Genomic DNA, 14,958 nt, shown 5'->3' with positions numbered 1-14,958 from the left:
GGCGTTCTGGCCGCGAATGTTCGGCTCGGGGACGGGCCTCCTGCACGCAGGAGCGGCGTCCCCGCCGCGAAGGACTCTCCCAACCCAGGGCACTTTCTGCAAAACTTGTCCCTGTCCAACACCGCTTTTCGGGAGCTGCGCCATATGTACAAGATCCTTTGCCTGAACGCCAAGGGCGGCTGCGGCAAGACCACGCTCGCCACCAACCTCGCCACCTGGTATGCCGACGACGGCCGCCGGGTGGCACTGGCCGATCACGACCCGCAGCGCTCCAGCCTCGACTGGCTGGTGGCGCGCGAGGACTATGAGGGCATCCCGGTCATCGAGGGTGTGGACGGCACTGCAGGCGCACGCGCCGCTCGCGGCACAGAGATCGAGATCATCGATGCTCCGGCACGCACCGAGGGCACCGAGTTGACCACCCTGTTGCGACGCGCCGACGCCCTGCTGGTGCCGGTATTGCCCTCGCCCATCGACATGCGCGCGGTGGCGCGTTTCCTCGAGGAACTGTTTCGCAGCGGACGTGTCTCCAGGGGACAGACGCGGGTCGCGCTGGTGGAGAACCGGGTGCGCGAGAACACCCGCATCTATCATGTGCTTGAGCACTTCCTGCGGTGCTTCGAGGTGCCGGTGCTCACACACCTGCGTGAAAGCCAGAACTACATCAGGGCGGCCGAGACGGGGCTGGGCATCTTCGAGCTGGCCCCCTCGCTGGTTGCCCGGGACGTGGAGACATGGGATCCCATCATCGAATGGCTCGAACAGGGCTGATCACGGCCCTGCTGCTGGCCGGCGGCGCCTGGGCCGGCCAGGCCGACGTGCTGGGCGCGAAGGTCCGTGCCAACAATGACGGCAGCTACCGCATCGCGGTGACCCTCCGCCATCACGACACCGGCTGGGACCACTATGCCAACCGCTGGGAAGTGCTCGGTCCCGAGGGCCAAGTGATTGCCACCCGCCTCCTTCTGCACCCGCACATCGACGAGCAGCCCTTCACGCGCAGCCTGGGCAAGGTACGCATTCCCGCCGGCTGGACCTGGGTGAAGATCCGCGCCCACGACCTGGTGCACGGCTACGGCGGGCGCGAGCTGACCCTGTCGATACCCCGCAAACCTCGATGAAATTCAAGGTTTTGACTTCCTTGCCGCTATTCCCGACGGAATGTCAGGGAGCAGTTGCCGATGTCCGAAAAGGATGCCGCCGGCCTACCGTCAACAGACGCTCAACGGCTGGACAATGCCATCATCGAGCACCAGACGCACTGGTTGTACACCGGCGGTCCGCTCACCGCCGGGACCAACATCCTGGTCGCAGTGGTGTTCGCTGGCGTCCTCTACCACCTGCACGGTAACCCAACCTATGGTTACTGGGCTGGTGGGGTCTCCTTGGTCAGCCTGTTGCGACTGATCCTGTTCCAGCTGCACACCCAGCACCGCGCACTGACCGACACCCGGCAATGGCTTCGGATGTACCAGGTCGGCGCACTCGCCAGCGGCGTGTTCTGGTCGGCAGCGGTGTTCTGGTTCCTGCCGGAACTGGAACTGGCTCATCGCATGTTCGCCACCATCATCCTTACCGGCATCGCGACCGGTGCCATGGCCTCGCTGCTGCCCGACTACCCGACCTACCGCCTGTATGTCCTCAGCATCCTGCTGCCCCTCGGCGCAGTGATGATGCACCATGGGACTCCCATCGACATCGGCACCGGCCTGCTGGCCCTGCTGCTGGCGGCCTTCCTGCTGATCTCCTGCCGACGCGGGGCGCAGGCCATCGCGGAGTCGCTTGCCCTGCGTTTCCGCAACGAGCGCTTGATCCAGGACCTGCGAATGGAGAAGCAGCGCCTGGTCTCCGAGGCCGAGGGCATTGTCGGCACCATCCTGGCAAACGTGCCGCTGACCATCTGGACTACCGATGCCAACGGTCGTGTCACCTACATGGACGACCGGCGTATCCGCCACCTGCCACAACGCGCCTTGCCAGCCCCCGGTGACTCCATTCTCGCCGAGACCGTACAACCCGAACTGGCGCGGCTGGCCGCGGCGGCCCTGCGCGGCGAACACAGCGTCGGTGAGCTGCTGTTCGGCAACTTGCCGCACGAAGTGCACTGCACCCCCCGACGCGATCCTGATGGGCGCATCAGTGGTCTGGTAGGCGTAGCCATCGACGTCTCCGAGCACAAGCGCCAGGAGGCCGAGCTGGCACGGCTGGCGCACTATGACAGCCTGACCGGTCTGGCCAACCGCACCCTGGCCACCGACCAGATACGCATTGCTTTCACCCGCGCGCGACGCTCCGGGCGCCTGGTCGCCGTGTGTTTCCTCGATCTGGACGACTTCAAGCACATCAACGACAGCATGGGTCACCACATGGGTGACGAACTGCTCTGTCAGGTCGCGCAACGTCTCGCCGGCGCAGTGCGCGAAAGCGATCTGGTGGCCCGTTTCGGCGGTGACGAGTTCCTGGTATTGCTCGAAGAGCTGAACCACGAGGAAGACGCCGCCCGTATCGCACATCACCTGCTGTCGCTGTTCGAGCAGCCCTTCCACCTGCACGGTCGCGAGATCTTCGCCACCACCAGCATCGGCATCGCCCTGTTTCCGCGTGACGGCAGCGACCCCGAACAGACCCTCACCTCGGCGGATGCTGCCATGTACGAGGCCAAGCAGGCCGGTCGCAACAATTATCGCTTCTTCACCCCGGCGCTGCGCGAGTTGAGCGAACGCCACCTGACCATCGAGACCGAACTGCGCCGAGCCATCGAACGCGACGAGCTGTCCCTGGTCTACCAGCCGCAGGTGAATGTCCAGACCCGGCGGATACAAGGCGCCGAGGCATTGCTGCGCTGGCACTCGTCGCGCCTGGGGGTCGTGCCACCGGACCAGTTCATCCCCATCGCGGAGCGGGCAGGCCTGATGCCGGCGATCGGGGAATGGGTGCTGCGCCGCGCCTGTCGTGAGGTCGCCGGCTGGCTGAGTGATGTCGGCGATTTTCGCCTGGCCGTCAACGTCTCGCCCCAGCAGTTCCACCAGGCCGACCTGGAAAACGTGATCAAGGAGATACTGCGTGACTCGGCACTGCCACCGCACCGTCTGGAGCTGGAGATCACCGAGGGCCTGCTGATGCAGGACAAGCCCGACCTGGCAGAAACCCTCGAGCGACTCCATGCTCTCGGCCTGTGGCTGGCGCTGGACGATTTCGGCACCGGCTACTCGGCGCTGAGCTACCTGCACCGCTTCCCCCTGCAGACTCTCAAGATCGACCGTTCCTTCGTGGCCGGCATCGGTCGCGACCACAACAGCGAGACCCTGGTGGATGCCATCGTCGCCATGGCGCACAGCCTGGAGATGGACGTGATCGCCGAGGGCGTGGAGACCCCTGAGCAACTCGCCTACCTGGCGGGTCGCCAGGTCAAGCTGGTGCAGGGCTTCCTGTTCAGCCGCCCGCTGCCGCCGGCGGAGATGAGGGAACTGCTGACGCAGGGCGAACCACTGGCGGCGCAGGCCTGATATGCCCCAGCCACGGCGCCCCGGGCTCAGGAGCCCCCGGCATCGCGGAAACAGGCCGCCAGCCCGGACGCCAAGTCGGGATAGCGCAACACCAGCCCCAGCTCGCGCAGCAGCTTGTCGTTGCGCAGGCGACGCGACTCGGCCAGGTAGGAACGCAGACCCGCCGACAGGCGTTCCCCGGCCTCGGCCGGGTCGATCAGCGGCGGGCGCGGCAGGCCGGCCAGATCGGCCACGCGGTTGAAGTAGTCGGCCATGTTGCCCGGATGGCCGTCGCTGACATTGTAGATCTCGCCATCGCGGCCGTGTCGCATGCCCAGCACGCAGGCCTGCACCAGGTCGTCCAGGTGGATGCGGTTGGTCCAGGGCGCCTGCTCCGGTGCGATCATGGGCAGGCCGCGGCGCAGGCGCTCGAGCGGCAGCTTGCCCGGCCCATAGATGCCGGCGACACGGAAGATCACCGCCTCACCACCGCTCGCCTCGCGCCAGGCCAGCAGCCGCCGCTCTGCGTCCAGGCGACGATGTGCGCGATCGACTCGCGGATTCGGTACCCGAGTCTCGTCGACCCAGTCGCCACCGCAGTCACCATAGACTCCACTGGTGCTGATCAGCAGGATGCGACGCGGCTGGCCGCTGTTCTGCAGCCCGGCGAGGAAACCTTGCAGGCGGGTGTCCTCACGGCCCTGCGCGGGGGGCGGCACCAGGTACCAGACTGCCTCGCCCGCGCTCGCACCCGGCGGCAGGCTCTCCTCGTCGAGATTGCAGACCAGCGTCTCGATGCCCTCCTCGGCCAACGCCTGCGCCGAGTCCGGCGAACGCACCACGCCACGCACAGGCTCACCCGCGCTCGACAGGGCGTGCGCCAGCCGGCGCCCCACAGCACCACATCCCACGATCAGGGCCATCTTCCACTCCGGTCCGCCATTCCTTCAATCACCAGCAGGCTCAGGGTTTTCAACCCGAATATTTCACCGGCCGAACAACGCTCCAAGCTCAAAGGGCGGAATGATCGAGCAAAAATGGCACACAAGGAATGCCAATCATCGGTTACCGTTTGTGGCGCGCATTGTTCTATCCCGATTCCGGCGGTTTCTCGCTCGCTGTGGCTTGGTTTTCGCTCAAGCGATAGCTTCAGCTATCCCTTTCGCTCCAAACCGGCGCCACAACGGCTGCGAATTCCGCCGGTTCTCGGGATACCGGTGAAATATTCGGGTTAATTGTCCCGGCCGATCGCCGAGAATGCCCTATTCTCTCATCATTCTGCACGGCACCAACGCCATGAGTTTCAAGGTCACGCTTCTGCCCAGCGGGCGCGAATTCTCTGTCGAGTCCGGAGAAACGGTCCTCGACGCGGCCATCCGCGAGGGCATCGGTCTCCCATACGGTTGCCGCAGCGGGCGCTGCGGGACCTGCACCGCCATCCTCGCGCAAGGCGAGGTGGAGTACCCCGACGGTCCGCCCGAGGCGCTGGAGCATGAACCCGAAGACCGCTGCCTGCCCTGCGTGGCTCATCCGCACAGCGACCTGGTGCTCGAGGCGCGCGAGGTCGAGAGCCTGGAGCAGATCGAGGTGCGCGTGCTGCCGGCACGGGTGCAGGGTATCGACCACCTGGCACACGACGTGGTCCGCCTCTGGCTCAAGCTGCCGGACACCCAGCGCCTGCAGTTCCGCGCCGGGCAATACATCGACTTCGTGCTCGACGAGGCCTCGCCGCGCCCCATGCTGTTCATCGGCGGCGGCACCGGCCTGGCCCCGCTCAAGTCGCAGATCGAGCATGCCTTCCACAAGGGTATCGAGCGGCCGATGACTTTGTACTGGGGGGTGCGCTCGCAGCGCGACCTCTACCTGCCGGACCTGCCCGAACAGTGGGCGCGCGAGCATGCCAACTTTCGTTATGTACCGGTGCTCTCCGAGCCCGATGCCGACTGGACGGGGCGTACCGGTTTCGTGCACGAGGCGGTGCTGGCCGACATCGACGACCTGGCGGCCCACGACTTCTACATGGCCGGCCCGCCGGTGATGGTCAAGGCAGCGCTGGACGCGCTGCATTCAGCCAGCGTGCCCGACGCGCAGATCCACTACGACTCCTTCGAATACGCCGCCGCCAAGGGCAAATAGGCAAGGGGGAGCTCGACCAGGTCAGGGAGCTGCGTTGCCGGCACTCGAACCCGACGATTTTCACCACAATCTGCTCGCGTCAGAATTAGTCAGAGGTTCCCTAAAGCCGCAGGCCACGGTAACGCCGGCGCAGCCGCAGCTTGACCAGCGCCACACCGGCGACGAAGCCGGCCAACATCAGCAAGCCCGCCAGGCTCCAGGAATAGTCGGCGCCGCTGCGTGAGGCAGGGGAGGAAGCGACCCCCTCTGCAGCCTCCGCACCGAGCAGGTCGCGGACTTGTTGCAAGCGCCTGGCCAGCTCGTCGCGCTCGGCGGCAGCCGCCCGCAGGGACGGCAGCTCGGCCAGCGCCTGCTCCAGCTCGGCAATGCGCTCCCGTGCCCTGGCGAGCTCGATGCCGGCACGCACGCCGGCCAGGCGCTGGCGCAGGCGGCGGATCTCGGCGCGCGCCTCCAGCAACTGCATGGCCGCCGGCTTCTCTTCCGAAACGTAACGCGCCTCGATCCAGCCCGTGGTGCCGTCTCCCAGCCGCACCTGCGCCTTGCCGGCGCGACGTGCCAGCACCTCGATCGGCGTACCACTGGCCAGCAGGCGCTGTGGCTCGCCTTGCAACGCTGGCGTCTCGTACAGGCCAATGACCAGCCGGTCGGTGACATGGGCCGCAGCGGCCAGGCCACACAGCGCCAGCAGCAGCACCAGCAGGCCGCGTCTCACGCGCCGCCCCGCTGCTGCCACCAGCGATACAGCCACACCGCGCTCTCGCCCAGTTCGCCGACCGTCTCGCGGTGCGCCTGCTCGTCGGGTGGATCGAACATCTGCGACTCTTCGTACATCAGGAAGGCATAGATGGGCGTGAGCCGCGCCGCGGCCTGTTCGTCGGCAGCCGCCAGTTCGCGCCGGTCCTCGCCAGCGGTATTCAGACCCAGGACATAGCCCTCGCACCAGCCATAGGGCAGGGGCAGCATGCTGCCGTCCTCGCGCGGCATCTGCATGATCAGTGGCCCGTATTCGCCACTTTCCAGGTCGCGCAGGATCTGCTCGTGAAACTTGCGCAGCAGGGGCTCGATGCCGTGCTCGCCGGCGATCTCGCCGAGCACCGCCGCGTGATCCACGCGATCGGTGTGCGCAGCCAGCGCGGAGAGATAACCATGCGCGGCATCCAGCGGCATGCTACCCGAGGTCGACATGTGCTCGACCAGCACGCTCTGCAGCTTGTCGAGCTCCTCGGGCAGCAGGTAGTCAGCGGAATCGTTCATCGGAAAACCTCCTCGGCCCGAGGCTGTCGCGACAGCAGGTTGTGGACGGCCTCGCGTGGGGGCAGTCCCTGGTAGAGCACACGCCAGGTCTGCTCGGTGATCGGCATCTCGATTCCCAGCTCCTGCGCCTTGCGGTGCACCTCGCGTGCGGTGCCCACGCCCTCGACTTCCTGACCGATGGCCGCGCGCGCGTGATCCAGCGACTGTCCGGCGGCCAGGGCCAGGCCCAGGCGCCGGTTGCGCGATTGGTCATCGGTACAGGTGAGCACCAGGTCGCCCAGCCCTGCCAGGCCCATGAAGGTCTCGGCGCGCCCGCCCAGTGCCAGCCCCAGGCGAGTGATCTCGGACAGGCCCCGGGTGATCAGCGCCGCGCGCGCATTGGCGCCGAAACCCAGGCCGTCGGAGATGCCAGCGGCAATGGCCATCACGTTCTTGGCCGCGCCACCGACCTGCACCCCCACCAGGTCACCGCTGGTGTACACCCGAAAGTGGTCACTGCGCATCCAGTCGGCCAGGCGCCGCGCGTGCGCGGGATCGGTGGAGGCAATGGTGATGGCCGTCGGCAATCCCTGGGCGACTTCGCGGGCAAAGGTGGGGCCGGACAGCACGCCGAGCGTCGCCTGTGGGAAATAGTGAGCGGCCACTTCGCTGAGCAACCTGCCGCTTTCGGGCTCGAAGCCCTTGGTGGCCCAGGACAGCGAAGACAGCCCGGGAGCCAGCTCCGCGATCCGCGCGCAGAGCCCGGCAAAGGCATGGCTGGGCACCACGATCAACACCTCGCCGCAGTCTTCCAGCAGGCGGCCGAGGTCGTCTTCCAGCGCCAGGGCCTCGGGGAAGGGGATGCCGGGCAGGTAGTGCCGGTTCTCGCGATCACGCTGCAAGGCGGCGACCTCTTCGCTGCTGTGCGACCAGAGGCTGAGCGGCCGGTGGCGCGCGAAGTCGATTGCCAGGGCGGTACCCCAGGAACCAGCGCCGAGTACCCCGATGCGCTCGTCCGCCATGGCCGAGGCTCAGTGGGTGGCAGGCTCGTCGGTCGGCGCGTCGGCCTGCTGCTGGGCGTACATGGCCTCGAAGTTGACCGGCTGCAGGATGAACGGCGCGAAGGTGCCGCGGGTGGTCAGGTCCGAGATCAATTCGCGCGCATAGGGCAGCAAGGCGTTGGGGGCACCGATGCCGAGCAGGGGGCCCAGCTGGTCCTCGGGGAAGTTGCGGGCCAGGAAGATACCGGCCTGTTGCACCTCCACCAGGTAGATGGTGCGCTCGGCGAGCCTGGCCTCCACATTTACGGTGAGCACCACCTCGTAGGTCTCGTCACCAAGGGCGGTCACCTCGGTCTGCAATCCGACCTGGATCTCGGGCGCGCCGTCCTCCAGGAAGATCTGTGGGGCATTGGGCGACTCGAAGGACAGATCCTTCACATAGATCCGCTGAATGGCAAACTGAGGGGCGTTCTCGGCCTGTGCGTCATCGGTCATGGCTTGTGGTTCCTGTGGTTAGCGGTGTGTCACCGGCAGGCCGGCGCTTTCCCAGGCCAGCATGCCGCCACGCAGGTTGTACACCTGCTCGAAACCTGCCTTGCGCAGGGTGGTGGCGGCCACGCCCGATCGGGAGCCACTGCGGCACACCATGATGATCGGGCGCTGGCGGTACTTCTCCAGCGCCGGCAACTGGTTCTTCAACCCGTTGAGCGGGATGTTCTCGGCATGCAGGATGTGGCCTTCGGAAAATTCCTTGATCGAGCGCACGTCCACCACCACGGCATCCTCGTGGTTGATCTTGAGTGTGGCCTCGGCCGGGCCGATGTTCAGGCCGCTGGTGCCTTCGCGCAGCAGGTTCCAGATCAGGGCGCCCAGGATGAGCACGAAGGCGCCGATCAGCACAGGGTGATTGGCCGCGAATTCGAGGTACTGTTGCATGGGGTCCGGGTCTCCACCACGAAGAAACGGGACGCGATGGCCCCGTTCCTGTCGATGCTGTCAGGATCGTCGTTGCAAGGTCGCGCCGGTCGGCCCGGCGAGTCGCTCAGTGACCGCTGGAGCAGAACACCTCGCGCATCATGCCGATGAGCTGCAGCGTACGGTTGTCGCTCACACGGTAGAAGACGCGGTTGGCGTCCTTGCGGGAGGTGAGGATACCCTTATCGTGCAGGATCACAAGATGCTGCGAGATGTTGCTCTGCGAGGTGCCGACGCGCTCTACGATCTCCTGCACGCTGACCTCCTGGTCACCCAGGGTGCAGAGAATCTTGAGGCGCAGGGGATGCGACATCGCCTTGAGTGCCCGCGAGGCGCGGTCGATATCTTCGTCGCCATGCAGCAGACCGAGTTCGTTTTCGGTATCGTCGTTCACGAGGGGATCCGAGTCCTCGATGGTGAAATTCATCAACCTGTCACTCCTTCCGGTTGCCGGGGCCTGCATTCCTGCTTGCTGATATTGTAATACTCGTCCGAATTAAATTAAACCGAAAAGGACGCCGGTTGGCGACCTTTTTTTCTTTGATTACGGGTAAAACCCGCTTTATCCGTGACGGATGCATGGTTGGCCTTGGGGTTGCCACCTATGGTTTAATTGAACACATTCTTCGCGTGGCTGCGGGCGCCGGCGCGCCTTTCCGACCCCATCCCTTTGAACTTCTGATGGTCGCCATGCCCCGGCGTGGCGATGCGTGGTGACAGACGACATGAGCAGCAAGGTCAGACCCGCCATCCTGTTGATCCTCGATGGCTGGGGCTTGAGCGACAAACAGGAATACAACGCCATCGCGGCGGCTCGCAAGCCAAACTGGGATCGCCTCTGGGCAGAGTGTCCTCACACCGCCCTGCGCACCTCGGGCTCGGCAGTGGGCCTGCCGGGCGGTCAGATGGGCAATTCCGAGGTGGGCCACCTCAACCTGGGCGCCGGCCGCGTGGTGTACCAGGAATTCACCCGGGTCAGTCGCTCGATCCGCACCGGGTCCTTCTACTCCAACCTGACGCTCACCGACGCGGTGGACGCCGCTGTCGCCCATGGCCGTCGGGTGCACATCCTGGGACTGCTCTCGCCCGGTGGGGTGCACAGCCACGAGGAACACATCCACGCCATGGTGCGCCTGGCAGTCGAACGCGGCGCCGAGACCGTGGTGCATGCCTTCCTCGACGGCCGCGACATGCCGCCCAAGTCGGCTGAGGCCTCGCTGCGCAAACTGGGCGAGGTGTTCAGCGAGGTCGGCGGGGGGCGCCTGGCCACCATGATCGGGCGCTATTTCGCCATGGACCGCGACCACCGCTGGGAGCGCATCCGCAAGGCCTACGACCTGATCACCCTGGGCGAGGACGAGTACGCCCATGACGACAGCATCACCGCGCTGCACGCCGCCTACGAACGTGGCGAGACCGACGAGTTCGTCTCGCCCACGCGCATCGGCACACCGATCCCGGTCGAAGACGGGGATGTCATCATCAACATGAACTACCGCTCCGACCGCGCGCGCCAGATCACTCGCCCCTTCATCGAGCCGGACTTCGACTGCTTCGAGCGCCGAGCCACACCGAAGATCGCGCGCTACGTCTCGCTCACCCAGTACAACAAGGAATTCGACATCCCGGTGGCCTATCCGCCGGAGCGCCTGACCAACACCTTCGGCGAGTACATCGCCCGTCTCGGCCTGCGCCAGCTGCGCATCGCCGAGACCGAAAAGTATGCGCACGTGACCTTTTTCTTCAACGGCGGGCTGGAACAACCCTTCGAGGGCGAGGACCGCGTTCTGGTGCCTTCGCCGCAGATCGCCACCTACGACCTGCAGCCGGAGATGAGTGCGCGCGAGGTCACCGAAAAGCTGGTCGAAGCAATCCGCGGCGGCACCTACGACGCCATCATCTGCAACTACGCCAACGGTGACATGGTGGGCCATTCCGGCAATTTCGACGCCGCCGTGCAGGCCATCGAGGTGCTCGACGAATGCATCGGCCGGGTGGTGGCCGCGGCGCGCGTGGTCGGCGGCGAGATACTGATCACCGCCGACCACGGCAATGCCGAGCAGATGCGCGACCCGGAGATCGGCCAGGCCCATACCGCGCACACCACCAACCCGGTACCCCTGGTCTACGTGGGCCGTCAGTTCGACACACTCAAGGACAATGGCGCCCTGTGTGACGTGGCCCCCACCCTGCTGCGCATCATGGGCCTGGAGCAGCCCATCGAGATGACCGGCAAGTCGCTGCTGGGAGACGATGACTGACCCGACCTTCGTGATCGCTCGACGTCATGACCCCGGGGGCAGGCTGAAGCGATTCGGCCTGCCCCTTCTTGTGTGGGCGCTGGTATCACTCGCCGGCCCGCCGGCAGCGGCTGCCGATGTGCGAGACCAGGAGCATCAACTGGCGCAGTTGCGTGAACGCATCGCCGCCCTGCGGGAGCGCATCCGCCAGGCCCGCGGCCAGCACACCACGCTCAACCGCCAACTCGAGGAAAGCGAACAGACCATCGGCCGGCTGGCGCGCCGCCTGCGCGTGCTGCGCGGGCGCCTGGAACGCACCAACCAGCGCCTCGATGCGCTGCACCAGCAGGAAGCGACCCAACAGCGCGCACTGGCAGAACAGCGTGAACTGCTGATGCGCCAGGTCCGCGCCGCCTATGCCATGGGTCGCCAGGAACAGCTGCGCATCCTGCTCAGTCAACAGGATCCGGCGGCAGTCACCCGGGTGCTGGCCTACTACGATTACCTCAATCGCGAGCGTGCGCGGCGCATGTCGCAGATCCGCGAACGCCTGCAGGCACTGGCCGAAACCCGCGCCGAGATCGCCCACGAGCAGGAACGCCTGCGCCGCCTGCAGGCCGAGCAGGAGGAACGCAAGCTGGCGCTCGAGGCGCAGCAACAGAAGCGGCGGGCGGTCATCGCGCAACTGGCGCGCGAGATCCAGGGCCAGGGCTCGGAACTGGCGCGCCTGCACAAGGATGAAAAACAACTTCAGGCCCTGCTGCGTGGCCTGCAGGAAGCGCTGGCCGACATCCCCGCCACCCCGGCCGAGCAGATCCCTTTCCCGCGGGCGAAGGGCCGCCTGCCCTGGCCGCTCAAGGGCGTGATCCGCAAGGCCTTTGGCGATCCCAAGATCGGCAAGCTGCGCTGGGATGGTGTTATGATCGGCGCTCCCGAGGGGCACGAGGTGCATGCCATCCACGCCGGCCGGGTGGCCTTCGCCGACTGGCTGCGTGGCTTCGGTCTGCTGATCATCATCGACCACGGCAATGGCTACATGACCCTCTATGGGCACAACCAGAGCCTGTTCAAGGAAGCGGGCGACTGGGTCGAAGCGGGCGAGCCCATCGCCGCGGCGGGCAACACGGGCGGGCGCAAGGAGACCGGTGTCTATTTTGCGATCCGTCACAACGGCAAACCGGTGGACCCGATACGCTGGTGCCGCAGACCCAGGGGACGACGCGTCAGCTGAGCAGGCTGCGCCGGGCAGAGAGGAGAGCATGAAAAGAAGCCGCATTGCGTTGACCGGACTGTTCTGCCTGTTGGCGGGCCTCGTCTCTCCCGTAGTGGCACGCTCGCCACAACCCCCCTCGCAAGACAAGGCGGAAAGCGGTATCCCGCTGGAGGAGCTGCGGGTCTTCGCCGAGGTCTACGGCCGCATCAAGCAGGACTATGTCGAGCCGGTGGACGACCGCGAGCTGTTGCGTGACGCCATCCGCGGCATGCTCAGTGGCCTGGACCCGCACTCTGCCTATCTCGATGAAGACGAATTCGACGAATTGCGGGTGGGCACCAGTGGCGAGTTCGGCGGCCTGGGCATCGAGGTCGGCATGGAAGACGGCTTCGTCAAGGTTATCGCCCCCATCGACGACACCCCCGCCCAGCGCGCCGGCATCCAGGCCGGCGACATCATCATCCGCATCGACGACCAGGCGGTGAAGGGGCTGACCCTCAATGAGGCGGTCAAGCTGATGCGCGGCAAGCCGGGTACCCGGGTCACCCTGCAGATCGTGCGCAAGGGACGCGAGGCCCCCTTCTCCGTCACCGTCGAACGCGCCATCATCAAGACCCGTAGTGTCAAGGCACGCCTGCTCGAGCCCGGCTTCGCCTACGTGCGGCTGGCGCAGTTCCAGGCCAACACCGCCGACGACATGCGCGAGGCCATTCGCAATTTGCGCCGCGAGAACAAGGGGCCGTTCAAGGGCCTGGTGCTCGATCTGCGCAACAACCCCGGTGGCGTATTGCAGGCCGCGGTGGCCGTGGCCGACGCCTTCCTGCCGGAAGGGACCATCGTCTACACCCGGGGCCGGGTACGCGACTCGCAGCTGCGCTTCGAGGCCGCACCCGACGACATCCTCGACGGCGCCCCCATGGTGGTGCTGGTCAACGGCGGTTCGGCATCGGCCTCCGAGATCGTGGCCGGCGCCCTGCAGGACCATCATCGCGCGGTGGTGATGGGCCAGCGGACCTTCGGCAAGGGTTCGGTGCAGACCATCGTGCCGGTCAACGACAAGACCGCGATCAAGCTCACCACCGCGCGTTACTACACCCCCAAGGGGCGCTCCATCCAGGCCGAGGGCATCGTGCCCGACATCCCGCTCGAAACGGTGGAGCTCAAACGCGCGGCCGAGGACCAGACCCTGCTGCGCGAATCACAGCTGGCGCACCATCTGGACAATCCCACCAGCCATCCCGACAAGGCAGAACAGCCAGACGGCGCGACCGCCAGGGACCCGTCGCTGATCGAGAAGGACTACCCTCTCGGCGAGGCGCTGCTCCTGCTCAAGGGCGTGGCCATTCTGCGCATCCAGGACGGCACCTGATGCGCTCGCTGCTGCTCGCCTGGCCTGATCCTGACCACCGGCCTGGCGCGTGCTGCGGGGCTGCTGGCGATCATCATCGACGATGTCGGCAACAACGCCGAGGTGGCCCGCGAAGTGCTGGCACTGCCGCCCGAGGTCACCCTCTCCATCCTGCCGCGCCTGAGTGCCAGCCGCCAGACCGCCGAGGCGGCCTCGCGGCTGGGCCACGAGGTGATGCTGCATCAGCCCATGGACTCGGTGACTCACCGCGCCCTGGGGCCGGGCGGGCTCACCCTGGACCACACCCGGGTCGACCTGGAGGCGGTACTGGCGGCCAACCTGCGCTCGGTGCCGCATGCCGTGGGAGTCAACAACCACATGGGCAGCCTGCTCACTGGCGAGCACGCCAGCATGCACTGGCTGATGGAGGCCTTGCGGCGGCACGGCAATCTCTTCTTCGTGGACAGCCGCACCAATCCCCGCTCCGTGGCGCAACGCACGGCGCGCACCATGGGCATCGCCACGGCACGCCGCGACGTCTTTCTCGACAACATGCGCGACCCTGTACGAATCCGCGAGAGCCTGTACCAGGCGGCGCGGCTGGCCCGGCTCAAGGGTTCGGCCATCGCCATCGGCCATCCCTACCCCGAGACCCTCGAGGTGCTGCGGCGTGAACTGCCCCGCTTGCGCGAACAGGGGATCGAACTGCAGCCGGTTTCCCGTGTGATCGCTTACCAGAGGAGTCCCGAAACATGGCACGCGTCCTCGTCCCCCTTGCCCCAGGTTGCGAAGAGCTCGAAGCCGTAACCATCATCGATCTGCTGCGCCGCGCCGGTGTCGAGGTGGTCGCCGCCGGCCTGGACGACGGCCTGGTGCGCTGCAGCCGCGGCACCGTGCTGATGCCCGACACCACCCTGGATGATGTGCTGGACCAGTCCTTCGACATGATCGTGTTGCCCGGTGGCCTCCCCGGGGCTGATCATCTCAACGACGATCCGCGCATCCAGCGTCTGTTGCGCGACATGGCCGAACAGGGGCGCTTCACCGCCGCCATCTGCGCCGCGCCCAAGGTGCTGGCCAGCGCCGGCCTGCTGGATGGGCGTGAGGCCACGGCGTACCCGGGGGTGCTGGCGGCCGTCGAACAGCCCAGCATTCAGGTGCTCGACCGGCCGGTGGTGCGTGATGGCCAGATCATCACCTCGCGCGGACCGGGCACGGCCATGGATTTTGCCCTCGAACTGATCGAGGCACTGGAAGGGCGGGCAAAACGCGAAGAAGTGGAACAGGCCCTGGTCCGTCCCTGATACCCGGCCAGCGGAACACTGTC

Annotated in this window: 16 protein-coding genes; 9 read left to right on the top strand and 7 right to left on the bottom strand. The window is 66.4% G+C overall.

Annotated features, from left to right (window positions below):
• The first annotated feature begins 144 nt into the window (after positions 1-144).
• Genes EBS_RS00335 through EBS_RS12595 form a run of 3 tightly spaced genes read left to right on the top strand, consistent with a single transcriptional unit; the run spans position 145 to position 3,506 of the window.
• Positions 145-771: a nucleotide-binding protein gene (locus tag EBS_RS00335; RefSeq protein ID WP_043106781.1), complete on the top strand. Its 627-nt coding sequence runs from the start codon at positions 145-147 to the stop codon at positions 769-771.
• Positions 753-1,121, top strand: a complete 369-nt coding sequence (locus tag EBS_RS00330; RefSeq protein WP_043106779.1) for a hypothetical protein — start codon at positions 753-755, stop codon at positions 1,119-1,121. Before EBS_RS00335 ends, EBS_RS00330 begins: the two co-directional genes overlap by 19 nt.
• Before the next feature lie 60 nt (positions 1,122-1,181).
• Positions 1,182-3,506: a putative bifunctional diguanylate cyclase/phosphodiesterase gene (locus EBS_RS12595; protein WP_052199155.1), complete on the top strand. Its 2,325-nt coding sequence runs from the start codon at positions 1,182-1,184 to the stop codon at positions 3,504-3,506.
• A gap of 26 nt (positions 3,507-3,532) precedes the next feature.
• Here EBS_RS12595 and EBS_RS00320 read toward each other — a convergent pair whose 3' ends face one another.
• Complete coding sequence (locus tag EBS_RS00320; RefSeq protein WP_043106777.1) at positions 3,533-4,408, bottom strand: SDR family oxidoreductase; 876 nt, start codon at positions 4,406-4,408, stop codon at positions 3,533-3,535.
• Between the two features lie 334 nt (positions 4,409-4,742).
• Here EBS_RS00320 and EBS_RS00315 point away from each other — a divergent pair, with 334 nt between their 5' ends.
• Positions 4,743-5,621, top strand: a complete 879-nt coding sequence (locus EBS_RS00315; protein WP_052199154.1) for a 2Fe-2S iron-sulfur cluster-binding protein — start codon at positions 4,743-4,745, stop codon at positions 5,619-5,621.
• Positions 5,622-5,721: 100 nt separating this feature from the next.
• Here EBS_RS00315 and EBS_RS00310 read toward each other — a convergent pair whose 3' ends face one another.
• From EBS_RS00310 to EBS_RS00285, 6 genes are all read right to left on the bottom strand, one after another.
• Positions 5,722-6,369, bottom strand: coding sequence for a TIGR04211 family SH3 domain-containing protein (locus EBS_RS00310; protein ID WP_081999737.1), 648 nt, complete (start codon positions 6,367-6,369; stop codon positions 5,722-5,724).
• Positions 6,330-6,875, bottom strand: a complete 546-nt coding sequence (locus EBS_RS00305) for a UPF0149 family protein (RefSeq protein WP_043106774.1) — start codon at positions 6,873-6,875, stop codon at positions 6,330-6,332. Before EBS_RS00305 ends, EBS_RS00310 begins: the two co-directional genes overlap by 40 nt.
• Positions 6,872-7,876 carry an NAD(P)H-dependent glycerol-3-phosphate dehydrogenase gene (locus EBS_RS00300; protein ID WP_043106773.1) on the bottom strand — a complete coding sequence of 335 codons (1,005 nt, stop codon included), beginning with the start codon at positions 7,874-7,876 and terminating at the stop codon, positions 6,872-6,874. Before EBS_RS00300 ends, EBS_RS00305 begins: the two co-directional genes overlap by 4 nt.
• A 9-nt stretch (positions 7,877-7,885) precedes the next feature.
• A complete protein-coding gene (secB, locus tag EBS_RS00295; RefSeq protein ID WP_043106772.1) occupies positions 7,886-8,350 on the bottom strand; it encodes a protein-export chaperone SecB in 465 nt (154 codons plus the stop codon).
• 18 nt (positions 8,351-8,368) lie between these two features.
• The gene (locus tag EBS_RS00290; RefSeq protein ID WP_043106771.1) at positions 8,369-8,791 is read right to left on the bottom strand and encodes a rhodanese-like domain-containing protein; all 423 of its coding nucleotides are present in this window, start codon (positions 8,789-8,791) and stop codon (positions 8,369-8,371) included.
• A 106-nt stretch (positions 8,792-8,897) separates the two neighbouring features.
• On the bottom strand, positions 8,898-9,257 hold the full coding sequence (locus tag EBS_RS00285; RefSeq protein WP_043106770.1) for an ArsR/SmtB family transcription factor: 360 nt from the start codon (positions 9,255-9,257) through the stop codon (positions 8,898-8,900).
• Between the two features lie 298 nt (positions 9,258-9,555).
• Between EBS_RS00285 and gpmI the strand changes: the two genes are divergently transcribed.
• Genes gpmI through EBS_RS00260 form a run of 5 tightly spaced genes read left to right on the top strand, consistent with a single transcriptional unit; the run spans position 9,556 to position 14,935 of the window.
• Positions 9,556-11,091, top strand: a complete 1,536-nt coding sequence (gene gpmI, locus EBS_RS00280) for a 2,3-bisphosphoglycerate-independent phosphoglycerate mutase (RefSeq protein ID WP_043108992.1) — start codon at positions 9,556-9,558, stop codon at positions 11,089-11,091.
• Positions 11,084-12,301 carry a murein hydrolase activator EnvC family protein gene (locus tag EBS_RS00275; protein ID WP_148307587.1) on the top strand — a complete coding sequence of 406 codons (1,218 nt, stop codon included), beginning with the start codon at positions 11,084-11,086 and terminating at the stop codon, positions 12,299-12,301. Before gpmI ends, EBS_RS00275 begins: the two co-directional genes overlap by 8 nt.
• A gap of 28 nt (positions 12,302-12,329) precedes the next feature.
• Positions 12,330-13,652, top strand: a complete 1,323-nt coding sequence (locus EBS_RS00270; RefSeq protein WP_043106769.1) for a S41 family peptidase — start codon at positions 12,330-12,332, stop codon at positions 13,650-13,652.
• A gap of 24 nt (positions 13,653-13,676) precedes the next feature.
• Positions 13,677-14,438, top strand: coding sequence for a divergent polysaccharide deacetylase family protein (locus EBS_RS00265; protein WP_052199153.1), 762 nt, complete (start codon positions 13,677-13,679; stop codon positions 14,436-14,438).
• Entirely contained in the window at positions 14,384-14,935 is a 552-nt protein-coding gene (locus EBS_RS00260; protein ID WP_043106768.1) for a DJ-1 family glyoxalase III, read from the top strand. The genes EBS_RS00265 and EBS_RS00260 overlap by 55 nt, the downstream gene beginning before the upstream one ends.
• Positions 14,936-14,958: the final 23 nt, after the last annotated feature.

It is taken from the genome of endosymbiont of unidentified scaly snail isolate Monju, from assembly GCF_000801295.1.
Lineage (GTDB): Bacteria > Pseudomonadota > Gammaproteobacteria > Chromatiales > Chromatiaceae > MONJU.
The sequence above is the reverse complement of the archived record's forward strand: the minus strand, read 5'-3'. Positions and strand labels throughout refer to the sequence as shown.